Annotated in this window: 16 protein-coding genes and 2 tRNA genes; 8 read left to right on the forward strand and 10 right to left on the reverse strand. The window is 43.8% G+C overall.

Annotation, left to right across the window (positions count from 1 at the left end; all coding sequences use genetic code 11):
* On the forward strand, window positions 1-1,380 hold the full coding sequence (locus KFK88_RS11010) for a sensor histidine kinase (RefSeq protein ID WP_223579633.1): 1,380 nt from the start codon (window positions 1-3) through the stop codon (window positions 1,378-1,380).
* Between the two features lie 105 nt (window positions 1,381-1,485).
* Here KFK88_RS11010 and KFK88_RS11015 read toward each other — a convergent pair whose 3' ends face one another.
* The 3 genes from KFK88_RS11015 to KFK88_RS11025 all read right to left on the reverse strand — a co-directional run bounded on the left by KFK88_RS11015 (window position 1,486) and on the right by KFK88_RS11025 (window position 2,637).
* The gene (locus KFK88_RS11015) at window positions 1,486-1,920 is read right to left on the reverse strand and encodes a hypothetical protein (protein WP_223579636.1); all 435 of its coding nucleotides are present in this window, start codon (window positions 1,918-1,920) and stop codon (window positions 1,486-1,488) included.
* A 454-nt stretch (window positions 1,921-2,374) separates the two neighbouring features.
* Window positions 2,375-2,450 (reverse strand) — tRNA-Glu (locus KFK88_RS11020).
* A gap of 111 nt (window positions 2,451-2,561) precedes the next feature.
* Window positions 2,562-2,637 (reverse strand) — tRNA-Ala (locus KFK88_RS11025).
* Between the two features lie 129 nt (window positions 2,638-2,766).
* Here KFK88_RS11025 and KFK88_RS11030 point away from each other — a divergent pair.
* The 4 genes from KFK88_RS11030 to pyk all read left to right on the forward strand — a co-directional run bounded on the left by KFK88_RS11030 (window position 2,767) and on the right by pyk (window position 11,044).
* The gene (locus tag KFK88_RS11030; protein WP_223579639.1) at window positions 2,767-4,806 is read left to right on the forward strand and encodes a S9 family peptidase; all 2,040 of its coding nucleotides are present in this window, start codon (window positions 2,767-2,769) and stop codon (window positions 4,804-4,806) included.
* 193 nt (window positions 4,807-4,999) lie between these two features.
* Window positions 5,000-6,262, forward strand: a complete 1,263-nt coding sequence (locus tag KFK88_RS11035) for an efflux RND transporter periplasmic adaptor subunit (RefSeq protein ID WP_223579642.1) — start codon at window positions 5,000-5,002, stop codon at window positions 6,260-6,262.
* 9 nt (window positions 6,263-6,271) lie between these two features.
* Window positions 6,272-9,454, forward strand: coding sequence for an efflux RND transporter permease subunit (locus tag KFK88_RS11040; RefSeq protein ID WP_223579645.1), 3,183 nt, complete (start codon window positions 6,272-6,274; stop codon window positions 9,452-9,454).
* 144 nt (window positions 9,455-9,598) lie between these two features.
* Entirely contained in the window at window positions 9,599-11,044 is a 1,446-nt protein-coding gene (pyk, locus tag KFK88_RS11045) for a pyruvate kinase (RefSeq protein WP_223579649.1), read from the forward strand.
* A gap of 113 nt (window positions 11,045-11,157) precedes the next feature.
* Here pyk and KFK88_RS11050 read toward each other — a convergent pair whose 3' ends face one another.
* Genes KFK88_RS11050 through KFK88_RS11065 form a run of 4 tightly spaced genes read right to left on the reverse strand, consistent with a single transcriptional unit; the run spans window position 11,158 to window position 15,899 of the window.
* Window positions 11,158-12,216: a MaoC family dehydratase gene (locus KFK88_RS11050; protein ID WP_223579651.1), complete on the reverse strand. Its 1,059-nt coding sequence runs from the start codon at window positions 12,214-12,216 to the stop codon at window positions 11,158-11,160.
* An 11-nt stretch (window positions 12,217-12,227) separates the two neighbouring features.
* Window positions 12,228-13,133, reverse strand: coding sequence for an HpcH/HpaI aldolase/citrate lyase family protein (locus KFK88_RS11055; protein WP_223579652.1), 906 nt, complete (start codon window positions 13,131-13,133; stop codon window positions 12,228-12,230).
* The gene (locus KFK88_RS11060; protein WP_223579653.1) at window positions 13,133-14,776 is read right to left on the reverse strand and encodes an acyl-CoA synthetase; all 1,644 of its coding nucleotides are present in this window, start codon (window positions 14,774-14,776) and stop codon (window positions 13,133-13,135) included. Before KFK88_RS11060 ends, KFK88_RS11055 begins: the two co-directional genes overlap by 1 nt.
* Before the next feature lies 1 nt (window position 14,777).
* Window positions 14,778-15,899, reverse strand: coding sequence for an HpcH/HpaI aldolase/citrate lyase family protein (locus KFK88_RS11065; RefSeq protein ID WP_223579654.1), 1,122 nt, complete (start codon window positions 15,897-15,899; stop codon window positions 14,778-14,780).
* Window positions 15,900-16,063: 164 nt separating this feature from the next.
* Between KFK88_RS11065 and KFK88_RS11070 the strand changes: the two genes are divergently transcribed.
* Window positions 16,064-17,059 carry an HpcH/HpaI aldolase/citrate lyase family protein gene (locus tag KFK88_RS11070; RefSeq protein WP_345252508.1) on the forward strand — a complete coding sequence of 332 codons (996 nt, stop codon included), beginning with the start codon at window positions 16,064-16,066 and terminating at the stop codon, window positions 17,057-17,059.
* Window positions 17,060-17,138: 79 nt separating this feature from the next.
* On the opposite strand, the gene KFK88_RS11075 is transcribed toward KFK88_RS11070, so the two are convergent.
* The 3 genes from KFK88_RS11075 to KFK88_RS11085 all read right to left on the reverse strand — a co-directional run bounded on the left by KFK88_RS11075 (window position 17,139) and on the right by KFK88_RS11085 (window position 21,140).
* Entirely contained in the window at window positions 17,139-19,388 is a 2,250-nt protein-coding gene (locus KFK88_RS11075; protein ID WP_223579655.1) for a DUF5916 domain-containing protein, read from the reverse strand.
* Between the two features lie 126 nt (window positions 19,389-19,514).
* Window positions 19,515-19,796 (reverse strand): peptidylprolyl isomerase, encoded by a 282-nt coding sequence (locus tag KFK88_RS11080; protein WP_223579656.1) that lies wholly within the window; start codon window positions 19,794-19,796, stop codon window positions 19,515-19,517.
* A 60-nt stretch (window positions 19,797-19,856) separates the two neighbouring features.
* The gene (locus KFK88_RS11085) at window positions 19,857-21,140 is read right to left on the reverse strand and encodes a choice-of-anchor H family protein (RefSeq protein WP_223579658.1); all 1,284 of its coding nucleotides are present in this window, start codon (window positions 21,138-21,140) and stop codon (window positions 19,857-19,859) included.
* 216 nt (window positions 21,141-21,356) lie between these two features.
* On the opposite strand from KFK88_RS11085, the gene KFK88_RS11090 reads away from it, so the two are divergent.
* The gene (locus tag KFK88_RS11090) at window positions 21,357-22,082 is read left to right on the forward strand and encodes an FAD-binding oxidoreductase (protein WP_223579660.1); all 726 of its coding nucleotides are present in this window, start codon (window positions 21,357-21,359) and stop codon (window positions 22,080-22,082) included.
* Between the two features lie 123 nt (window positions 22,083-22,205).
* Window positions 22,206-23,942, forward strand: coding sequence for a dipeptidyl-peptidase 3 family protein (locus tag KFK88_RS11095; protein ID WP_223579662.1), 1,737 nt, complete (start codon window positions 22,206-22,208; stop codon window positions 23,940-23,942).
* The last annotated feature ends 17 nt before the right edge of the window (window positions 23,943-23,959 follow it).

A 23,959-nucleotide genomic window follows, 5' to 3' on the forward strand; every position in this document is an offset into this window, starting at 1 on the left:
ATGCTTAAAGCGCTTAACCCTTTTAACTCTCTCTTTGGCAGAATCTTCCTTGGATTTTGGGGAACGGTTTTAATTATCGTTGGTGCGGTCTTGCTGATCAATCAACAACTGGCCAACTGGGATAAAGTACGCCCAGCTGACAAGTATCAGCTGAAGTCATTGCATAAAGTCTCCGATATGCTGACCGAAGTACCCCATTACAATATTAAGAAACTTGCTAAGAAGCTGGAAAACAAGTTTAAAAACACCATGATCGTGCTGAAAGATGCCGATACGGGGAAGCTGGTTTATCCTCCAAAAATTCACCCTCGTCTAAACAAAGGCATCATTTCTAACTTGGCTTTGAAAGCTGAGCCCTTACAAGTTCGAGATGAACATATCACCATTTTTGGTCCGAAACTTTTTGATCGTGGTGATAAAAGCTATCAGCTGATGTTGATATCAAAAAACCGTCATGCCGACCATTTTTGGATTCAGCTGTGGAAAATGCCGATTTGGCTCAAGTTAATACTTTTAGCTTTAGTCACCCTTGTCCCCTGCTGGCTAATTGCTCGTAACATCAGTAAGCCTGTGACCAAACTGCGTCACAGCAGCCAAACTCTGGCAGGCGGTGACTTACAACATAGAGTTGATGGATTTGAGAAACGCCAAGATGAAATTGGTTATCTTGCCAGTGACTTTAATAATATGGCGGACAAATTATCGTCGCTGATCAGTTTATATAAACGTCTGTTGGCAGATGTCTCACACGAACTTCGCACCCCTCTTACCCGCCTAGAGCTTTCTTTGGCGATGGCATTAAAAGAGCCAGAAAACAATCAAAGGCAATTGGAACGAGCAGAACGTGAGTTGCATAAACTGGATGACATCATCGGTAACGTTTTACGCTTGGCAAAACTGGAAAACCACGAAGTTTCTATCGAACAAGAAGACGTTGATTTAACGGATTTATTGTCGCAAATCATACGTTCATGCCAACTCGAAGCTCGCGAGAAAGATATTGTGATTGATAGCGATATTGAGGATGATCTGACGCTCATTGGCGATGAAATACTGCTCAGTTTTGCCTTTGATAACGTCATTCGAAACGCTATCAAATACAGCCCAGAGAGTAGTCACGTTTGCGTGCACTCGGCGCAGGAAACTGGAGTCATCAAAGTCATCATCAAGGACCAAGGAACTGGAGTTGACGAACATGAGCTTGAACAATTATTCGTGCCCTTCTTCCGCGGTAAACAGGCGATACAAGAATCCAACGGCGCAGGCCTCGGCCTCGCTATCGCCAGCAAAGCGATAATGCGCCATGGCGGCACGATCTATGCGGAGAATGCCACTCCTAATGGACTAAAGGTTACTATTGAGTTGCCAATTACAAGTTAGAGGTGAGTTGTATAACGCCCGGCTAAATCAGCAAATTTTTGGTGATGGTTTTATGCGCGTTTACACGAAAGATAGTAGCGGAAACTTTTCCGACACAACCGCTTATTAAACATTTGGCTCTCCAAGAAACTCAGAGATTAAAAGCCATTTCTCCTCATATTCTTCGTAGTTAGGAATATCTTTGAGATTTACCTTGCCCCAGTTTTTACTGCGGGGAGCAGACTCAATTACATCAACAGGAAAAACATAATACCTTGGTGGTAAAACTTCTTTTTTGCCATCTTTTGAACCTCGATTAAGCAAAACCACAACAACGAAATCACAACAGAAGTTTTTGATAGGAAAACCGCCAGCACCAGTGCGCCACCTACTTTTGACCTGAACCATAGCAGATTTATTTGATTCGGGATTTGTGGCCACCAAATCGTAACCTGGCATATTAGTATACGTTTTATACGAGGCGATCTTATGTAGCAGAAGCTGGCCAAGAACCAAAAATTCAGCACCTTCAGCTTCCAGCCTTGTATCTAATCTTGCCATGTGACTCCTTGATGCTTAACTTGAGAACATCACAGATTCGGTTATAACCTGCTAATGTATAAAAATAATTTTTGTCATTGCCAAAAGGTAGCTAGCGCCGTAACAAAGACAGTCTTGAAGTGCACTATCTCTCGAAATTACAATGAAATATGTACTAAATGGCTATTTCCCTACAGCCCTATTACAGTATTCTTTTTGGTTTAAGTTTGTAGAGGTTACTGGAAGCTCAGGCCTGAGTCAAAGTGTTAGAGTGAAGCATTGCGGGGCGTAGAGTTTTGTTCCCGTAGGGGAGTACTCAGCACATCCTGTGCTTCGCCCTTCGGGCCAGCGTCGCTCTGCTCCGCTGTTAAAATTTGTTCCAGACAAATTTTTCGAACCCTTACAGGGGTTCTCCATCCCCATACAGAATATACAGACATAAAAAAACCTGGCATATAGCCAGGTTTATTTTATGTGGCATCCCGTAGGGGAGTCGAACCCCTGTTACCGCCGTGAAAGGGCGGTGTCCTAGGCCTCTAGACGAACGGGACACAAAACTTTTACATCTTTCAATTTAAGATTTTGTTCTTAGTGCGCGGCGCTTATCGTGGAAATTTGCATGAGCAAATGACGAGTTAAGCAACAAAGCAATAAGACAAAATTGGTGGAGCTAAGCGGGATCGAACCGCTGACCTCTACACTGCCAGTGTAGCGCTCTCCCAGCTGAGCTATAGCCCCAAACAGGCGCGCATTTTAGCACGGAGGTCGATCCTGTCAACTGGATTTTGGCGTATTTTATCGACTTGGGTTTTAAAGCTTTGTATAGTGCTGACACGAGATTAAACCAAATGGGAACATTCACTAAGCATGAAATATTTATCAATTTTATTGGGTTTGTCAGTGGCGAGCATCAGTGTAGCTGCTGAACCAAGGAGTTTTACTGCTGAAGATATGGTCACCTTCAACCGAGTGGGTGCGGCGACACTTTCTCCTGACGGCGAAACTGTGGCTTACCAGCTGAGAACCACTGACTTAGAGGCGGACCGAGGACGTTACGACATTTATACGGTATCGAGTACAGGCGGTGACGCTCAGCAAATTACAAAACACGCAGCGGCAGACACTTCCCCTACTTGGTCTGCTGATGGCAAGAAGCTGTATTTTTTATCAAGCCGTACGGGTTCAAGCCAACTACATAGCTATGATTTTAAATCCCAGTCTATCGAGCAGGTCAGTGACTTCCCAGTTGGCGTCGATACATTTAAGCTATCTAGCGATAATAGCCACATTGTGTTCAGCGCTACAGTTTTTCCTGAATGTGAGCGCTTGATCTGCAGCAAGGAGAACTTTGATAAGCGTGCTAAGCAAAAAGCTACAGGGAAGCTCTACAATAAAACCTTCGTGCGTCACTGGGATCAGTGGCTGGACGGTACTCAAAGTAGACTCTTCAGTGCTGAGTTAACCCAGAACGTTTCAACAGCGACACGACTATCGCACGCGTTGAACGGTAACGTCCCTTCTCGCCCCTTCGGCGGTGCTGAAGAATATACCATCAGTCCTGATGGAAAGACGGTTGTCTTTACTTTGCGGGTTGCTGACGAGAAAGAGTCACGATCAACTAATTTTGATTTGTACCAAGTACCTATCAATGGCGGCGACATCACAAATATCACGCAAGCGAACAAGGCATGGGACACACAGCCTGTCTTTAGTCCTGATGGTTCCAAGCTCGCTTGGTTAGCCATGGATCGTCCTGACTTTGAGGCTGATCGTTTGCAAATTCACCTAAAAGATTTAAAGACTGGCGAAGTCACCAATTTAACTAAAGACTGGGATCGCTCAGTCTCAAGCTATGCTTTCAGTCAAGACGGAAAGACGCTTTACGTCACTGGTAACAATATTGGTAAAAAGTCGTTGTGGGCATTTGATATTGCGAGCAAAACATCAAAGCTATTAACACATAAAGGTTACGTGGGTGGCGTAAGCGTAGGCGAAGAGCAATTAATTTATCAATATGATGACTTGAAGAAGCCTGCTGATTTATACCGTTTCGATTTATCCAGTGGCGAATCCCAACAAATTACTCAAGTCAACCAATCTGTACTCAAAGACATCGCTTTTGGAGACTATGAGCAATTTAGCTTCGAAGGTTGGAACGATGAAACGGTTTACGGTTACGCGGTAAAGCCTGCTGACTTTGATCCTGAAAAAGAATACCCTCTCGCTTTTTTAATCCATGGCGGACCGCAAGGCAGTTTTGGTGATCATTTCCACTACCGTTGGAATCCACAAACTTATACTGGCCAAGGCTTCGTTGCTGTAATGATCGACTTCCATGGCTCTACAGGCTACGGTCAAGAGTTCACCGACTCGATTACTGGCGACTGGGGCGGTAAACCGCTCGTCGACTTGCAAAAAGGGATGGCGTATATCGATGAGACTTATGACTTTATTGATACTGACAATAGTTGTGCGCTAGGAGCATCGTATGGCGGCTACATGATTAATTGGATTGCCGGCCAATGGCCCGATCAATTCAAGTGCTTAGTCAACCATGACGGTATTTTTGATAACCGTATGATGTATTACGCAACAGAAGAGTTGTGGTTCGTCGAGTGGGAAAATGGTGGAACCTATTACGACACACCTGAAACATTCGAAAAGCATAACCCTGTCCACCACGTTAAAAACTGGAAAACACCCATGCTAGTGGTTCAAGGAACTAAAGACTTCCGGGTTCCTGAAACACAGTCTTTAGGCACTTTTACTGCTCTACAAAGACAAGGCATTCCCAGCCAGTTCTTAGTGTTCGAGAACGAGAACCATTGGGTACTAAAGCCTAACAACAGCATCCAATGGCACAATGTTGTTAATAATTGGCTTCATAAATGGCTTAGCGATAAATAATAGCCAAACTTTATAACTAATCTAACTCAATGATTTCAAAGGCGCTTTTTTAGCGCCTTTTGTATGTCTGAATGGTGTCAACTGAAACATTTGTTAACTTTTTGTCACTACAAAACATTAGTTATCAGTCCACTCGCTCCGTATAATGTAACAATCAAAATTTTTCTAGTGCTAAAGTACTTTGCGGGGCTTTATGAATAAACGAATAATAGTAGGAATTGCCATTGTAGCTGCTTGTTTTGCGGGTATCACTTTTTTGAGCTCTTTAAAACCAGAGCCACCAAAGAAAAAACCTGTAGTACAAGCTACAATCGTTGAGACTAAAGTTGTTAATAAGGAATCTACACAGTTTATTGTCGACAGCCAAGGTCCTGTGCAGCCAGTAATCAACACCAACTTAGTTGCAGAAGTCAGCGGTCGAATCACGAAAGTATCCGACAAATTTCGTGTGGGTTCATTTATTAAGGAAGGCGACCTCCTTCTCGAAATTGACCCAGCAAACTACATTGCCAGCGTCCGTTCAGCGGAAGCTAATCTAGCTCAAGCAAAAGCAAACTTGCAAAATGCCCAGGCAACAACTGATCAAGCACGTAAAGATTGGGAAAAAATTGGCCGCGGTGAGCCAAACGATTTAGTACTAAGAATCCCGCAGCTCAATCAGGCTAAGGCAGCCGTACAGTCAGCAGAAGCCGCTTTGTACAGAGCTCGACAAGATTTGGAACGAACCAAAGTTAAAGCGGGATTTGACGCGTTGGTTAAAACTAAAAATGTTGGATTAGGACAGTTCGTGAATATGGGCTCTCCTGTGGCAACATTGTTCGGTACTAGTACCGCAGAAGTTCGCCTTCCGATACCGGATCAACAAATCGCTTATTTAAACTTGCCTCAACAAGGTGACGACAAAACCTATCCTGACGTCAGACTGAGCGGTGTTTTCGCTGGTGAAGAAAAAGAATGGTTTGGTAAATTGGTACGTACCGAAGGCGTTGTTGAAGAAAGTAACCGCTTAACCTACTTAGTCGCTCAAATTGATGACCCATACGGTTTAGAAAAGTCCAGAGAAACCCCACTACGCTACGGCACATTCGTTCAAGCTGAAATCGCAGGTAAAGAGCGAGACGGACTGATCACTCTTCCACGCCAAGCTTTATACTATGGCAATAAAGTTCTCACATTAGTAAACGAAAGTGAAATAGAGCTCGTTGAAGTTGAGTTAGCTCGTACCGAAAGCAACACAATTTTTATCAGCTCAGGTTTGGAAGATGGCCAAGAAGTCATTACGACTCCTGTACAAAACCCGGTAAATGGCATGAAAGTTAAAAAACTTTCAACGCTACAAGCTGAGAGACAAAAGGCAGCGCAAGAAAAATTAGCAGATCAGAAGAGCGATGATAAGCAGTCAAGCAACGATGCTGAGTCTGGCGAAAAATCACAAACAGCTTCTGTAAGTCAGTAGGAGTCGGGAATGTCAAAAGAATACGATACTAATTCCGGCATCATCTCTTGGTTTGCCCGCAACTCAGTTGCAGCAAACCTTCTTATGATTGCCATTATTGTTGCAGGTATTATTGGTATATCGAAACTCCGCCAGCAAGTCTTTCCTGACATGGTGGTCAACTCGATCAGTGTGCAGGTTCCATATCCTGGGGCAGCACCACAAGAAGTTGAAGAAGGTATCATTATTCTCATTGAAGAGAATATTAAAGAAATTGAGGGCATAAAAAAACTCAACTCTTCTGCACGCGAGGGTTCAGGTAGCATAAACATCGAAGTAGAAGAAGGTTATAACGTTGCCTCCGTTTTAGATGAGGTAAAAATCCGAATCGACTCAATCCCTAACTTACCGGATCTTGCAGAACGTCCTGTAATTTACGAAAACCGCATGCAGCGACAAGTGATGTGGATAAGTGTTTTTGGTGATGCCGGCGAAAGAGTTCTCAAAGAATACGCGAACGATATTAAGACCGAGTTATTGGGACAGCCCAACGTATCTATCGTGCAGGTCAATGGTACACGTCCCTATGAAGTCGGCATTATGGTCAGCGACTATCAGCTTCGCAAATACGGCTTAACGTTACAGCAAGTGGCTCAAGCAATTCGCAGCTACTCCCTTGACTTGCCAAGTGGCACCATCAAAACCCGCGGTGGCGACATCTTGGTGAGAACTAAAAACCAAGCCTACACTGGTTTAGACTTTGCTCAAATTCCGTTAATGACACTGCCTGATGGTACGACGCTGTTGGTTGGTGACATTGCAGCGATTGATGATGGCTTTGCTGAGTATCAGTTTATTTCTCGCTTCGACGGCAAGGATGCAGTCAATATGCGCATCCAAGCTTCGCTTGAATCTGATGACTTGTTAATTGCAGAAGAAGTCTATGCATACCTCGACAAAAAGCAAAGCGAGCTTCCTCACGGTATCTCAATCGACGCTTGGGGCGACGGCACTTATTACCTTAAGGGCCGTTTGGAAATGATGCAAAAGAACATGATCGCTGGTGTCATTCTGGTGTTTATTGTTCTTGCCTTATTCTTGCGCTTTAAACTCGCATTCTGGGTGATGATTGGTATCCCGCTCTGCTTCTTAGGGGCCTTTGCCTTAATGTACATGTACCCCGCATTTGCTATGACCATTAATATGATTACCCTCTTCGGATTCATATTGGTTCTGGGAATTGTGGTCGATGACGCGATTATTATCGCGGAAAGTGCCTGGTCATCGATTGAAAAGCATGGGCACAGTGTGGATAGCGTCATTAAGGGTGCGCGAAAGGTCGCCTTACCAGCAACCTTTGGTGTACTTACCACCATGGCTGCATTCTACCCTACTCTAGCCATTAGCGGGCCTTGGACTAATGCCATGGCCTCCATGGGCTTGGTTGTAATCTTCTGCTTGATGTTCTCATTAGTTGAGTCAAAGCTGATTTTACCAGCTCACTTGGCACACATGAAACTGAATAAAGTTGAAGACACTAAAAACCCACTGTTGAGAAAAGTTAAGCAATTCTTCCGTGGCATACGACTTGCAATCAGCGGTGCGTTAAAACGCTTTATTAGTAATGTCTATGCTCCTGGTCTCAAAAAGCTTCTGAACTACCGCGGGCTAACAGTCTTAAGCTTTATCTGTTTACTTTTGATCACGACAGTCGGCTTCATCAGCGGTGGATTGGTGAAAACCACCATGATGCCGAATGTTCCTGGCGATGGTGTGTTTGTTGAAGTCAAAATGGCGGAAGGCTCAACGGCCGAGCAAACCATTCGAAGCATTACCATAGTTGAAGAAAAGCTTAACGAGATCCATGAAGAAGTTAAAGCCAAGTACGGTACTGGTGTTAAGCAACACTCAGTCACTTGGACTAACAACAACACTGGCGCCTACATGTGGACCGAGTTGGTGAAAAGCGAGAACATGCCAATTAACCAATACGAGTTTACTGATATGTGGCGCGACCGCGTCGGCCAATTACCATCAGTACAAGAAGTTAGCTTTGGTAACGGTGGACCTGGCGGCGGTGGCGTTGGTTACCGGTTAATTGGTAGCGACATTGATGAACTTCAAACCGTATCAGAAAAGATCAAGACTAAACTTTCTGAATATGACGGTGTTTATGATATCAGCGACGGGTTATCAGGCGGTAAAGAAGAAATTGTTGTTGATTTAAAACCTCATGGTCGTAATTTAGGTTTGACGGTACAAGGTTTATCAACGCAAGTTCGCAATGCCTTCTACGGTGCGGAGGCACAGCGTTTCCTTCGTGACACTGAAGAAGTCAAAGTCTTTGTCCGTTATCCGTTAGAAGATCGTCGCTCGATTGGCAACTTGGAACAGATGCCGATTCGCACGCCGGACGGTGATTACGTCACCTTCTCAGATGTTGCGACTTACAAAGTCAGTGAAGGTTATTCACGAATTTCACGCATCGACGGAGTGAGAGCGAACCGCATCTCGGCTGACGTCAGTCAACAGGCTGCAATCACTCCGGGCGAAGTACACATGGACATGATGCAAAACGTCATTCCTGACATTCTTCAAGAGCACCCTTCTGTGAAGCTAGTGCCAGGCGGTCCAAGTGAAGATGAGCAAGTATTGCAAGATGAGATGGCACTCGGCGGATTAATCGCCCTACTCATGATCTATGGCTTGATGGCGATTCCTTTAAAGTCTTATGTAAAACCTGCAGTTGTTATGTCCGCTATTCCTTTTGGAATCATCGGCGCTATGTTTGGTCATTTACTGCTTGGCCTCGACCTCAGCATGTTCTCGCTATTTGGAATTATTGCTCTATCAGGAGTGGTGGTTAATGATAGCTTACTGATGGTCGACTTCATTGGTCGAGCTAGAGAAGAAGGTATGAGCCGAATTGATGCCGCCGTAAACGCTGGTACGCAACGTTTCCGTGCAATCATTCTAACGTCTTTAACCACTTTCTTTGGTCTGTTGCCAATTACGATGGAAACTAGCCTCCAAGCTCAGCTAGTGATTCCTATGGCGGTATCTCTCGGCTTTGGTATCGTATTTGCGACACTTATTACACTGGTTTGGGTACCTTGCTTGTACGTATTAATGGGCAATACTCGTGACTGGTTCTTAAAGCGAGACGCGAAAAGTTTAGAAGCTAAGCAAAGAGAAGCTTACGAGAACAACTAGTAATAATCATGATACAACTAAGGGGCTTCGGCCCCTTTTTTAATGCTATGCCGTCCTCATATATTGTCTAAGATTCACCAAAATGTAGTTGTATTCATTAGCGATACCTTTACACTATTCTTAAGTCTTTAAGAGTCTATTTATATGTTAAAAAGAACCAAAATCGTTGCCACTCTAGGTCCAGCAACTGACACTGAAGAAGCAATAAAATCGTTGATTGAAGCTGGTGCTAACGTGTTCCGTCTCAACTTTTCTCACGGTGAAGCCGAGGACCACATCAAACGCGCTGAGAAAATTCGTAAGATTGCCAAGGATATGGATCGATATATCGGTATTTTAGGTGATCTCCAAGGACCAAAAATTCGAATTGCTAAGTTCAAATCTGACAAAGTAACCTTAAAAGCGGGACATAAGTTTACCTTAGACGCAGAGCTCGATAAGAACGAAGGCTCTGAAGATTCTGTTGGTATTGACTATAAAGAGCTGCCAAAGGATGTTAAAGCAGGCAACCACCTGATGCTTGATGACGGCCGAATTCAGTTGCAAGTTACCGAGACCACAGCAACCACTATTGTCTGTAACGTTATCGTCGGCGGTGTTTTAAGTAACAACAAGGGTATCAACCTTCTTGGAGGCGGCCTTTCTGCCCCTGCTCTGACTGACAAAGATAAGCAAGATATCAAAACGGCTGTAAGTATGGGTGTTGATTACCTTGCCGTATCGTTTCCACGAAGCGCCTCAGATATAGAGGAGGCTCGCCAGTTATTGCATGAGGCCGGCGGTAAATCCGCTTTGGTAGCTAAAATTGAACGTGCTGAAACCGTTAATGACGAATCGATTCTTGATGAAATCATACTAGCATCCGATGCAGTAATGGTCGCACGAGGTGATTTAGGCGTAGAAATTGGTGACGCTCAATTAATCGGTGTACAAAAACGAATTATTGAACGAGCTCGTGCACTAAATCGTGTGGTGATTACTGCGACTCAAATGATGGAAAGTATGATTCATAACCCGATTCCAACCCGTGCTGAAGTGTTTGACGTGGCTAATGCTATTTTAGACGGTACCGACGCAGTCATGCTAAGTGCCGAGACTGCAACAGGCGATAACCCCGCAAGAACGGTTGATGCCATGGCTAATGTATGTCGAGGAGCGGAGAACCAATCTCTGGCTAAAACGTCGAACCACCGAATTGATATTGAGTTTGAGCGCATCGATGAAACCATTGCAATGGCCGCTATGTATAGCGCTAACCACTTAAAAGGTGTGAAGGCGATTGTAGCACTAACCGAATCTGGGTCTACTGCATTATGGCTATCAAGAATCCGTTCGGGTATTCCTATTTTTGCACTGAGCCGAAGTGTTCAAACTTTGCGAAAAATGTCGCTGTATCGTGGTGTTGAAGCTTTGGAGTTCGATCCTACGGTTCTGGCCCGTCACGATGTTAACCGCTTAGCAGTTGATGAACTGGTGAGCCATGGTCACGTTCAAAATGGTGACTTGGTGATCATTACTAAAGGCGACTCTATGGGAACTTTAGGCGGCACCAATGCAATGAAGATTGTTCGTGTTGGCGAAGTCATCTAGAACCTAATAGCGAATACACAAGAAACGAACTCAAACACTGCCTAGGATGGTTTCCTGGGCAGCTGAGCCATTGAGAATAACCTTCTAAACATCTCTGCTTATCTATGCAAACCCTAGTTAGGAATCAGTACCGTATAATCAAGATCGAGAACAACGTCAGAGGGTAACCGTGACTTTTCCTGATTAGCACGGTCAAGCTGCGGCTTTAACTCTTGCCATGAGTTGTTTTTATACCCCAAAGTTCGCAGGCGCATGGCTCCAATTCCAGCCCCCAATTCTTGAACTTCCATAACTCGAGTTGCAGCATAAATCGTATCACCAGCAAAGCTGGGGTTCAGATGCGCCCCACCATTTATCGCCGCGAGCCATTGCGCATTCGCTAAACCATTGTGCGACAATGCTCTGCAGAGAGAAATAATATGACCGCCATAGACAAGGCGTTTTTGATGTTTAGAAGATGACATCTGGTGCTGATTAAAGTGAACCTTAGCATTGTTTTGGTATAACTTGGTTGCCATTGTATGCTCACTGTCATCAATGGTAAGTCCATCGATATGGTCAATCCACTCTCCCGATTGATAACTTTTCATGCGATAGCTTTCACCGCTCAAGCGCTCATCGTAGGCACTCATATTAAGCGTCTGAGGAATTGATAAATTATCAAACGCCACCTGTGAAGAAAGCTGAGGCTCAACGGCGAAAGTATTCTGCATACCTTCTTGCCGCTTATGAACCATGACCCAACGCTTCCAGCTGATCACTTGATGACCTTGCTGGTTCATCGCTTTGGAGTGCACATAAACAATACCAGTTTTGCCGTTAGAGTTTTCTTTTAAACCGATAACTTCAGAGGCAACGCTGATAGTATCGCCAACATACACAGTCTCTAAGAACTCGACTTCGGCATAACCAAGGTTAGCCACAGCGTTTAAGGAGATGTCGTTAACGGTTTTGCCAAACGCAATCTGAAAAGCGAGGACATTATCGATAGGCTGTTTACTGTAGCCCAGTTGCTGAGCAAATTCTTGGTTGCAGAAAAGACTGAATCGGCTTCCTGTTAAAGCAATATACAAACTAACATCAGCTTCCGTAATAGTACGCGGCGTAGCATGATAAAGTACCTGCCCCAATGAAAAGTCTTCAAAGAAAAGTCCACGTGACGCCTTATTCATAACATCCTCGACTATCGCACAACACCCAGTAATTCGTTTTGACCTATCGCTTTTACCGTGTTGTACAAGCTAATCACTCTCTCAGCCCACTCACGTAACGAAGGTTCAATAAGCCTATCATCAATCACTGCCACATTGCGACCTTCTTTGTTCGCCTGCTCAATGGCCTCAATAATAGCTTTGGCACGAGCAATATCTGCTTGCTTAGGTGTAAAAGCGTCATTGGTATAGTCTAACTGTATTGGGTGCACTACTGCTTTACCATCAAAGCCTAAGTCTCTGGCTTGACGACAGGAAAACTCACAAGCCTCAACACTTTTTAAATCAAAATGAGGGCCATCAATAATACATTTTTTATAAGCTCTGGCGGCGAGAATAACCAGCGATAAACTGGTTAAAAGACCTAGACGATCTTTGGTTTGATTAATCTTTAACTCGTTTGATAAATCAGTGGTTCCCATAACAACTGCTACCACTCGCTCGCTTGCCGCGCAGATTTCTTCGGCATGCAGCACGCCTAAGGGACTTTCAATATTAATCATAATATCGAGTGTGTCACCACGGATTTGGTCAATTCGTTCAATCGACTCGAGTAACTGTTGAGCCGATTCAATTCGAGGCAACATAATGGCGTCTATCTTGAGATTAGCGATCGCTCGTAAGTCGTCCTCGCCCCACTCACTCTGCAGTGAATTAATGCGAACAACCAATTCAGAATGTTGGTAGTCACATGACTGTATCAATTTTTCACGTAGCAGTTCACGGCCCGCAGTTTTTTGCTCTGGTGGTACTGATTCTTGGAAATCAAATACTATGCTGTCAGCATCTAGGGTTCTTGCCTTATCCATGTACCGCTCAACATGGGTCGGTACATAGAGCATGGTTCGACGAGGACGATAGTTAATGGTCGTTTCCATCAGTTAACACCTTTACGTTGGATTTCCTGAATAAGTTTTTTACGAAGAACTTTGCCGTTCTTCGTTCTCGGGTATGAGTCTAAAAAATGAACCTTTTTGGGGGCTTTGTATTTGGCAAGCTTCTCTAAGCCATAGTCTAATAATTCATCTTCAGAGATGTCGTGATTTGCTTCTTTAATGACGCAGATAGACACAAGCGTTTTATCGGGACCTATTTCTTCGCCAATTGCCACACAGTCAGCGACGGCATCGTGCGCTTTAAAAACTCTCTCAACTTCATGTGGCGAGACTCTAAAGCCGAAAGTGTTGATGATGTCGTCTTTTCGACCTAGAAACCAAATATAGCCCTTGTCATCTTGGCGCGCGTAATCACCCGTGAAAAAGTAGCCATCATGCCTTGCCTCTGCTGTCGCTTCTGGGAGCTGCCAGTATTCTAAGAATAACCCTGGATCATCTTCACGAATACAAATCATCCCCTCCTCGCCTACAGCGACCGGTTGATAATCGGCATTGAGTAATTCGACATAGTGGCCGGGCTGAACAAAGCCCGCAGCTCCTGGCACCACCGCAGCATCTTTGTGCTGAGAAATATAATACGAAATTTCAGACATACCGATTGCTTCGTAGATCGGCTTGCCAAAACGCTGTTCCCAGAGCTGTTGCATTTCGTCAGATAAGTGTTCACCAGCACTCATACAGTGTTTTAAGCTGGGCAAATCATTCCCTTGAAACTCGGTCTTTTGAATAATTTGTCGGTAGATGGTTGGTACACCGATAAAGATTGAGCAGTCATGCTTTTGGATCAGCTGTGGCCAGGTGTTTGCATCATTTTGACCTTCATAAGCGATAACCGTATGGCCATGTAATAAAGGATCCATCAGCGCAGAGCCAAGCACGTAGGTCCAGTTAAACTTGCCCGAATGCATAATTCGCTCTGTTGCAGCGTCATCCAAATCAAACCAAAATTTACTCGCTGGCAAGCGCCCCAACAGAGCCCTTTGCGCGTGCAAAACACCTTTGGGATACCCTGTTGTACCAGAGGTATAAACTAAATAGGCAGGGTCATTGATATTGCTTTGATAACAGTCAAAGTCATTAGACTGCTCTGCAAGAGACTTGCTAAAATCAACAATGTCATAGCGCTCACTGGTGCTGATATCACCTTCACCACATAGCAAAACTAATTGAACGTCAGAGTCTTTCAGCTCTGAAGACAGTTCCGGCCACATCGCTTTATCGGTAACCAAGACCTTGGCACCAGAGTCTTTTGCTAAATACGCAACTTCGCTTGCAGATAGTAACGTTGATGTTGGTACCGCAACGGCGCCATATTTGATAGCTCCGAAAAATGCTACAGGGTATTCAATCGAGTTAGGCAAGCGAATCAAGATACGCTCATCCCTTGCTAAACCATAGGACGAGAGTAAGTTCGCAAACTGTGAGGTTAAACAACTTAACTCATCGTAAGTCACTGAGGTTTGACCAAGGCTCTGATTTTCAATCACCAAAGCATCTTGTGTCGCTTTCACTGTGCGCGTATGTTGCTCAACGCAAGCTTCCGTGATATTAAAAATATCAGGTAGACTCCAGTCCCATTGACCGTCATCGTCCTGCTTTAATATATCGTCAAATGAATACGTCATCTTAAATCATTCCGTACGGCCAGTTTTCACGTATGACATGTACAGGCAAGCGCTTAATCACGTCCATGGCAAAAGCTTTATCTTTATCGCCCAACGACTTTAGTGCGTAAGCTCTTAGCAATGTCTGCAGCGCTTTACCAAACATCGGAGGATCGAGCATCTCACCTTCAAACTTAATCGCACCACCCAGCAGCGCATCAGCTTCGATAGCGGCTTCAAGAATATGCACATTGCGTTGAATTTGTAATGGCGATGGCGTGAAAGCAGTTTTGCACAGGTGCACATGGAATGGATGGATAACTTGCTTTCCTGTTAAGCCCATTTGGGCCTCAACTAAGGCATGCTGATGTACCACATGAGACTCATGCTCACCGTGGAGATCCAACCAGCGACGAACATCATTCGGCTCAATATAAGATTCCGGCATTGGGGTTTTATTAATTAATACCTCAACACCACCAATAACCCCCTTGCCAGCTATTCGAGCTTCTAGGAGCAACATCCGTAAAAACGTTTTTAATTCATCAATCCAGCCTTCGGGCGTTAAATGGATTGCCATGGCTTTTGAGAAATCGTGAATACCGAATACCACATGACGCACCGTAGAGTATTGCATCAGCTCCGGTGAGATTTTCAGGGAACGCGGGTGTTCAATGATAGGCTGAATTTCAATTTTCGGATTAACTCCCACTAACCATGCTGACAGGTCCCTAATCTCTGCGGCGCCATAAACTTCGCCTGCTTTTGCCAAGATAATAACGTCAATATACTCGGCGCACTCTTTGATGAGTTTTAGGTCTTCTTCGTATTCGTCAGTTCTGAAAGGATTAATTCGTAGAGCAATTTGGAATTGCCGTTCTTCGAATAACGGGAGCTCTTTGCGCAATAATTCACGGCTCATTTCCTTCTGTCGACAACCGTCCTCTAGGTCGAACAACAGTGTGTGAGCGCTCGTATTGTGAGCATATTTGCGCATTCTGTGTGATGCCTGCTCCATGGTTTCATAGATTCCATCGGCAGGAGAATACTTAACAGGCGGATAATACAGCTGTATCCCAGGCCAATATCCACCCAATACCATTTGCTCATCGACTTTTTCCAAAAACGAATGCTCTTGCATCATATTAACTAATCCGACCAGTGGTAGTTCATAAATAAACCATATTCAAACGCTTATTTCAAATTATTGTTTGAATTTTTCTAATCACTCGTTACTATAAATCAAAAGCTAGCTAATGCGATTAACACTAAACGTTAGCTATATTGTTGATTTATGAGGAGAAAATAGTGAGTTCGATGGTTCATCCAAACGACGCATTGTTTAATGCTGAGAAACAATTCCCTGTCATTCCAACCTGCGAACATTTCGCCGGAAGTGAAAAACTCATTACTAAAGCATTGGAATTACAGGAAAAGTTCGGCCCTGTTTTCGATATCACCTGCGACTGTGAAGACGGCGCACAAGCAGGCAAAGAAAAAGAACACGCTGAAATGATTGCTCGTGTACTCTCCAGTGATATTAATAAACATCACATGGCTGGCGTCCGAATTCATGATTATACCCATGATCACTGGAAGGCTGACGTTGATATTTTGATGCCAGCGATTGGCGACCGAGTGGCCTATTTCACTCTTCCCAAAACCCACCGAGCAGCTCACATTCAAGAAATGGTCGACTACATCAAGTCGAAATCCGAGGAGCATGGCGTTGATAGAGAGATTCCAATCCATGTATTAATTGAAACTCATGGTGCGCTTAAAGAGTCTTGGGAAATTGCCGCCATTGACTGGGTTCAAGTATTGGACTTTGGCATGATGGACTTTGTCAGTGACCATCAAGGCGCTATTCCGGCTGCCTGCATGCGTAGTCCAGGTCAATTTGATCACCCTCTTCTGGCCAGAGCTAAAGCGGATATGGTAACTGCGGCCTTAGCAAACGGCGTCGTCCCGTCGCATAACGTGACATTAGATCTTAAAAACCCGTACCAAACTTATAAAGATGCTGAACGCGCTCGAACAGAGTTCGGCTTTTTGAGAATGTGGAGTATTTACCCTACGCAGATCCAGTCGATTGTAGATGCCATGAAGCCTGATTATTCAGAAGTTAATGATGCAGTAAATATCCTAGTGGCGGCACAGGATAACCACTGGGGTCCGATTCAATACGATGGCGAACTACACGATCGTGCGACCTACCGCTATTACTGGCAGCTTCTGCAACGCGCTCAGGTAACAGGACTCGAACTCCCTGAAGAAGCCAATAAACGCTTTTTTACATCATAGAATCTTTCGCCTGGAACCTATAAAAACGCGCCAATCGGCGCGTTTTGTTATATCTCTAAAGCTTTGTATTTCTATAGCATTACAACTGGAAAGCGTAACTGAACTTAGTAAATAAGGTTCTACCGGTCTTCTCAAACTGACTGACTCTGTCATCTTCAAACCCATTGTCAGAATAGCCAAGATAAAAAGCAGTTCTCGGGTTCCATTTATAGGTATAGAGAAGCTGTCGACTGACCTGAGTTTCCTGCTCCACTTGTGCCGGATCTGAGTAAAGCGCTGTATTGTAATCAATATCACTATAACGAACGATGAGGCGCAAATAACTCTTATCATCAAAGTGATAGCTGGTGTTTAAATTACTAATAACGGCATCAAAAAGTGGCTCATTACTGACCGTAAAGTCAGTAAAGCTTGAATCGAAGCCAAGCAACCAGTGATCATTTACTTGCCACTCAGTGTAGAATTGATAAGAGTCAGACTGACCCGAGCGCGTGTGTCTAAAGTCTATGGTATCAGCGGTTTCAAGATAAAAGCCTATTTTGAGGTTGCCTACCGGACGGAAGCTACTTTCCATCCAATAAAACTGCTCATCAAACCAAATTTGTTCGAATAAAGTGTCACGATTCGCAGCTCCGAAAAAGAAGAACGAACGGTACTGTCCATTGAGTTGAAAGCCAACTTCTCGCTGCTGCTCATACTTTTGGCCAGAAGTTAAGTGACGCTCTTTATACTCACCACTGACTTTATACTCATGGAAAAAGTCTTCATCGTCACCGTACCAACGGTAGCCAGCACCAACGACATCTTTGGTATTGCCGACAATGCCTAAAAAGCCCAAGTCGGTTCTAAAGTCGTCATCAAAATCCGAATGGGTCGCATACCAGTTCCAATGTGTATCACGGTGGCTGTAATTAATTTCAAAGCCTCTGCCTGTAGTGTTGGGAGCTAACCCAAAACGCTGTTGCATATCCTCTGTATTATCAGAGTCTGAGTACATGAATTGATAGCGTAAAGTCCCTGCATCATAGAGTTTTTGACTGCCATCAATCGATAAAACGGTATTTTCATAGTCATCAGCTGAGCGATTAGTCGCAAGGAACCCAATTTGTGAGTTTTGGCCGACATCAATCGAATATCGAGCAGCGGCAACATCGCTTTCCACATCCCCCAAATTACTATCTCTTAAAGTGTAAACAGATGAACTTTGTGCCCCTGGAATGATGAAGCTCGTAGTTTGATCGCGAGAAACTAGAACGCCATAAGAATGCTCACTGTTTTTACCCGTATACTTCACACCATAATCCGGATCTGAAATATTTCGGGTGTGCAGTAAGTTATAGCGGGTATTAAAGTATTCAGCACCATCCAAGAAGAATGGTCGTTTTTCAGGGAAGAATAGTGAGAAACGATTATTCACATCTAACTGGGCAGCATCAGTCTCGACTTGTGAGAAATCTGGGTTTAAGGTTGCATTCAATACTGAGTTATCCGTCACGCCCCATCTCAAGTCAGCCCCGGCGTTATAATTAACACCCTCACTTTGCCATTGCGTCTGTGCAGGAGGGTCCCGAAACTCGCTTTTTTCCGCAGAAACGTATGGCGTAAACTCAAGATTATTTCCGCTAACAATATCATCAAGTCCTTCTGCCTTGGCGATCTGGCACAAGACACAACTTAAATCGCGATCATTGGGTGAATAGGCCAAACGATAATGAACATCTCTAGGGTAAAAGCGCATAAAGTCGATACCCCAGGTTTTAGTCTCTGAAGTATTCGGAAAGCGAAGCACTTTGAAAGGTAATTCAATCTCAACGGTATAACCATCGTCATCAATATGTCCTGCGCTTGACCAAATCGCATCCCATGATGAATCTTCTCTTAGCAGTACATCATCTTCGATGCTGTCAGCCTGAATACCCAGTGCATTGACAAAAAAGTTATAGGCTTTGCGCTCATCATTAAAAGTATCGACCTTAAAGCCGACGGTATCTTCACCAAAGATCTGATCGCGCTTTTTATAGGAGGCTTGTATTAACTCAGGGTTGGGGTCGTAAGCCTTAATCGCGACCAATAAGGAGTCCCCATTCTCAGCAATATAAGCAACCGTTTTAACTTTAGGTTTGGTATTTTGTGCAGGTTGAGTTTCATAGCGGTAAACGACTTGGTTCGCGTCTTTCCAAAAAGCTTCGTCTAAACGGCCATCAACAGTGATTTCTGCATCAACTTTAGGAATACTAATGACCGACATTCCATCGTCAGTAGCAGCTTTAACTTGATAAGCAAAACTTGCTAACACAAGCAATAAAGGTGTCATCAGTCGTCGTTTCATAATGTCTGTTATTGTTTTGATGAATGGAGGATTATAACGTTTTGAGCGCTTTTTTGGAGGAAATTTGTAAGCGAGTGTATCGTCAAATTTGCATCAAATGTTTAGCGGCATTTTGATACAGATAGATTACGACACATCTCGATCCATGATTTCTATTAAATGGAATCCAAATGTCGTTTTGATAGGCCCATGGACAATTTTAAGCGAACGGGTAAATACCACATCATCGAATTCTCTGACCATCATGCCACGCCTGAAAACACCAAGCTCTCCTCCACGACTTTTCGATGGGCAAACAGAATGCTTTGCCGCCATGGCTGAGAAATCAACGCCAGATTCGATACTTTTTTTAATTTCCTGACAAAGCTCTTCGTCAGTGACTAAGATATGCCTCGCTGATGCTTTCATTGTCCCCTCCCTTTAAAAGCATCAGCAAGATTACACTATAGCGTGTGTTTTGTGAAGTGATTAACGTTTTAAGAACCTTCTCCCAAAACCGGCTAGCGCTAGGGCTATCAAGGTCAGTAGACCAGCGCTACCACCGCCTGACCCCGAGCTCGTGGTCGAGCTTGGTGGGTTAGGATTAGACTGACGCGTATCATTGTTAGCATCTTCAAGCGGCACCTGAAGTAGCGAAGAAAACTCTGGAGACACATCATCCAGCACCTCACCAGTATTAGCATCAATAACTTCTAATCTGAAGTCATAGTAATTCGCTGGATAACCTGACTGCCAGTTACCACTTATCTCATAGGCATCTTCCGAACTATAGCCGTAGACAGTAAACACATCTGACTCAGTTTCAAACTGCCAAGAACCGCCATTCGTACGCTGGTAAAAGTTGACGTAAACATCACGATCTGCACTGCCTTCAGTATCCACATCAAAGGTTACGGTAAATTCACGGTAGAACCCGTCGTCATCTGCATCGGTGAAGATTTCAGTTTTAACATTATCGACATAGGTATTACTCGACACACCGCTTGATTCGTAGGTTTTATCTTCTAGCGGCAAGTTGGTCAAATCGTAATCATCAAAAGGCCCAAGCGTATCCACGATGTCCGAATAACCATACTCAAACAGATCGATTAAGACTTCGTAATTACCTGGTGGGAAACCGGTATTCAGACGCGTTGTGACGCTGTACTCATCGGAACTGTAATCATAGTGGATTTCAAAAACGTCCGTTGTGTAGTAATGGGTCCACTGAGCATCACCAATGCGACGGATAAACAATTCAGCGTAGACATCAAAGTAGTCGTCATACGAAGCATCCACATCAAAGTCGACTCTAAGTTTGCTGTAATTTCCGTCACCATCCTCGTCATCAAACAATAGCACCGCTGCATCGTGTATATAAAGGTGATTAGCACCCTTTTCTTGGGCTTTAGCAGAAAGTTTCGGTAACTTACTGTTAGCTTCTCTATACTTTTTCATCTCAGCACGAGTTTGGTTAGGCTGATTCTTGAAATCAAGAGTTTGGTACGCTTTTAACTCTTGCTCTAAATCACTATCAGATTTCTGGCTAGTATAATGACTAGTGCGCACAGGCAAGACCGCGTCGCCTTTCAAAGCAACTGTCGCTATATTATCATTAACCACAGTGGTGGTTTTTGCTCGCTTTGCGATAGCTGTAGTGATTTCAGCGCTGGTTTCAGCACCGACTTTCTCTTCTTGACTAGCCTCAACGCCTGAAATACCTAAAAGTACTGCTGATGCAACTAAACTATATTTACTGATTACCTTTAACATGTTCATCTCCTGTACGTCCTAACCAGCCCCAAAATTGACTCACTCCTTGAATACGTCACTGGGGAGCTTGAGTACTAGTACAACAAATCTGAAATGAACCATAACTGAATCAATGTCAAAGTTTGTTAAATCATGGAAAAACCGTACCTAGATATTTGCAATTAGTCTTATATAATAGGTTGCAAAATCCAATTCTGGAAAGTTATAGGGTCAATAATGCCACTTCCAAGCTTCAAGGTTCACTTAGAATCTAACGAACAAATCACCGCCAACACACGAAAACTGGTTTTTCGCTTAGACGATCCAAAAACCATCACCTATAAACCGGGGCAGTTTGTATCGTTTATGCTTGGTACAGAAGACGATCGCCCTATCAAACGCAGCTATTCTATCGCGAACTTGGAAACGGATGGCGAAAACTCAACGTACATCGAGTTTGTGATTTCTTATGTCGAAGGTGGTAAAGCCAGTGAGCTATTCTTTAATGCAGAGCCTGGTATGGAGATGGAAATGACAGGCCCCTTTGGCTTGCTATTCCTAACCGATGATTTACCTAAACGTGTATTCCTCGTCGGTACTGGCACCGGTGTTGCGCCTTATCGCTCGATGATTGAGCAAATAAAGACTCGGACAGATACGGAGTTCCATATTCTGTTTGGAGCTCAATACCATAAAGATATGTTCTACCTTGATGACTTTAAGGCAATATCACTTTTGGATCACGTCCACTTTCACCCTTGCTTAAGCCGAGAAGAGAAGCCTGAGTGTACATCGGGCTATGTTCAACACAAATTAGCAGAACTCAGCCCAAACCCAGACACCGACATGGCTTACCTCTGTGGAAATCCCAACATGGTTGATGAAGTGTTTGAAATGCTAAAAGAAAAAGAGTTTGGAGTTAAGCAAGTTAAGCGCGAGAAGTATGTATTTAGCAGATTTTAACGCCGGGTACTTAAACCAAAAAGAATTTATAAACTGAGGCAACCCTCACCGAGCGATATTAGTCGCTGTGATAGACTCAGAAAAATAAAAAGAGCACAGAATTTAAAAACATAGGATTAGATTATGACTCAATTAAAAAAGACAGCATCGCTGTGTGCGTTAAGTTTTTCAGTGCTGTTAGCACTGGGCGCATGCTCAGACTCTTCTGAAAAGAACGCAACCACTCAAGTCGAGAACTCGAAGGCGCAACATGAAACGATGGCGACAGAACAGCAGCCACAAGAGTCTGAGGCAGAGTCAGCAACAAGCGACGATTACTCACGATTTGATATATACGCGCCTTTTACCTTAACCAGTGACTTAAGCCACCTTTCAGATAATCAAAAGGAAATGATCGGTCTCTTGATCGATGCTGGTAAGATCATGGATGGTTTATTTTGGAAACAAGCTTTCGGCAACAAAGGTGAGCTACTCAAGTCGATTGAAGATCCAAAAGTCAAAGCCTTCGCAGAAATTAATTATGGTCCATGGGATCGACTCGATAACAACAAACCTTTTATTGAAGGCTTCGATAATAAAGATAAAGGCGCTGAGTTTTATCCTGATGACATGACCGTCACTGAGTTTGAAAACTGGGAACAGGCAGGTAAGAAAGGCCTTTACTCTTTTGTCAGAAGAGATGATCAAGGAAGCCTAACATTAATCCCCTACTCTGTTGCGTTTAAAGATGAACTGACGCAAGCTAGTGATTTATTACGCCAAGCCGCAGAGCTCGCTGAAGACGAAGGCTTTAAAAACTACCTAAACCTTCGTGCTGATGCATTGATGACAGACAATTATCAACCGTCAGACTTCGCTTGGATGGACATGAAAACCAACCCAGTTGAAGTGGTAATCGGGCCTATTGAGACTTATGAAGATCAGTTATTCGGTTATCGTGCAGCTTTTTCCACATACGTCCTCATTAAGGACCTAAAGTGGAGCGAGCGCCTATCACGCTTTGCAGCATTCTTACCAGAACTACAAAAAGGCTTACCCGTTGAAGATAAGTACAAGCGGGAAATGCCAGGCACAGACAGCGATTTAAACGCTTACGATGTCGTGTTCTATGCAGGTGACAGCAACGCAGGCTCAAAAACCATCGCTATCAACTTGCCAAACGATGAAAAAGTGCAGTTAGCTAAGGGCACTCGTCGCTTACAACTTAAAAATGCGATGCGAGCTAAATTCGATAAAATTCTAGTGCCGATTGCAGATGAGTTAATTGCTGAAGACCAGCGCGACCATATCACTTTTGATGCATTTTTCGCCAACACCATGTTTCATGAAGTGGCTCATGGTTTAGGTATCAAAAATACGATTAATGATAAGGGGACTGTTCGTAGCGCTTTAAAAGAAACAGCTTCAGCGCTAGAGGAAGGTAAAGCTGATATTCTGGGTCTGTACATGATCAGCAAGCTTTACGAAAAAGGCGAAATCAAGGAAGGCGAGTTGATGGATAATTATGTTACCTTCCTAGCCGGTATTTTCCGCTCAGTTCGTTTTGGTGCAAGTAGCGCGCATGGCAAAGCTAACATGGTTCGATTCAACTTCTTTAAGGATAACGGCGCTTTTGAGCGTAACGAAAAAACCGGTCATTACAGCGTGAACTTTGAAAAGATGACACAAGCGATGAATAAACTTTCTGAGAAAATACTTGTGATTCAAGGTAATGGTGATTACGAAGCTTCCAAGGAATTACTGAATACCCAAGGCATTATCAGTGAGCAGTTAGCAGCTGACTTGAAGCTTTTAGAAGAACGACAAATCCCCGTGGACGTTACCTTTAAACAAGGTAAAAAAGTATTGGGGCTAAATTAAGCTTGCTACTGAAAGTG

The sequence above is a fragment of the Kangiella taiwanensis genome, assembly GCF_020005165.1.
Taxonomy (GTDB): domain Bacteria; phylum Pseudomonadota; class Gammaproteobacteria; order Enterobacterales; family Kangiellaceae; genus Kangiella; species Kangiella taiwanensis.

What these genes read in the sequence shown, in the direction of transcription:
- KFK88_RS11010 (WP_223579633.1), top strand. Translation starts at nt 1, where the DNA reads ATGCTTAAAGCGCTTAACCCTTTTAACTCTCTCTTTGGCAGAATCTTC.
- KFK88_RS11015 (WP_223579636.1), bottom strand. Translation starts at nt 1,920, where the DNA reads ATGGCAAGATTAGATACAAGGCTGGAAGCTGAAGGTGCTGAATTTTTG.
- KFK88_RS11030 (WP_223579639.1), top strand. Translation starts at nt 2,767, where the DNA reads ATGAAATATTTATCAATTTTATTGGGTTTGTCAGTGGCGAGCATCAGT.
- KFK88_RS11035 (WP_223579642.1), top strand. Translation starts at nt 5,000, where the DNA reads ATGAATAAACGAATAATAGTAGGAATTGCCATTGTAGCTGCTTGTTTT.
- KFK88_RS11040 (WP_223579645.1), top strand. Translation starts at nt 6,272, where the DNA reads ATGTCAAAAGAATACGATACTAATTCCGGCATCATCTCTTGGTTTGCC.
- pyk (WP_223579649.1), top strand. Translation starts at nt 9,599, where the DNA reads ATGTTAAAAAGAACCAAAATCGTTGCCACTCTAGGTCCAGCAACTGAC.
- KFK88_RS11050 (WP_223579651.1), bottom strand. Translation starts at nt 12,216, where the DNA reads ATGAATAAGGCGTCACGTGGACTTTTCTTTGAAGACTTTTCATTGGGG.
- KFK88_RS11055 (WP_223579652.1), bottom strand. Translation starts at nt 13,133, where the DNA reads ATGGAAACGACCATTAACTATCGTCCTCGTCGAACCATGCTCTATGTA.
- KFK88_RS11060 (WP_223579653.1), bottom strand. Translation starts at nt 14,776, where the DNA reads ATGACGTATTCATTTGACGATATATTAAAGCAGGACGATGACGGTCAA.
- KFK88_RS11065 (WP_223579654.1), bottom strand. Translation starts at nt 15,899, where the DNA reads ATGATGCAAGAGCATTCGTTTTTGGAAAAAGTCGATGAGCAAATGGTA.
- KFK88_RS11075 (WP_223579655.1), bottom strand. Translation starts at nt 19,388, where the DNA reads ATGAAACGACGACTGATGACACCTTTATTGCTTGTGTTAGCAAGTTTT.
- KFK88_RS11080 (WP_223579656.1), bottom strand. Translation starts at nt 19,796, where the DNA reads ATGAAAGCATCAGCGAGGCATATCTTAGTCACTGACGAAGAGCTTTGT.
- KFK88_RS11085 (WP_223579658.1), bottom strand. Translation starts at nt 21,140, where the DNA reads ATGTTAAAGGTAATCAGTAAATATAGTTTAGTTGCATCAGCAGTACTT.
- KFK88_RS11090 (WP_223579660.1), top strand. Translation starts at nt 21,357, where the DNA reads ATGCCACTTCCAAGCTTCAAGGTTCACTTAGAATCTAACGAACAAATC.
- KFK88_RS11095 (WP_223579662.1), top strand. Translation starts at nt 22,206, where the DNA reads ATGACTCAATTAAAAAAGACAGCATCGCTGTGTGCGTTAAGTTTTTCA.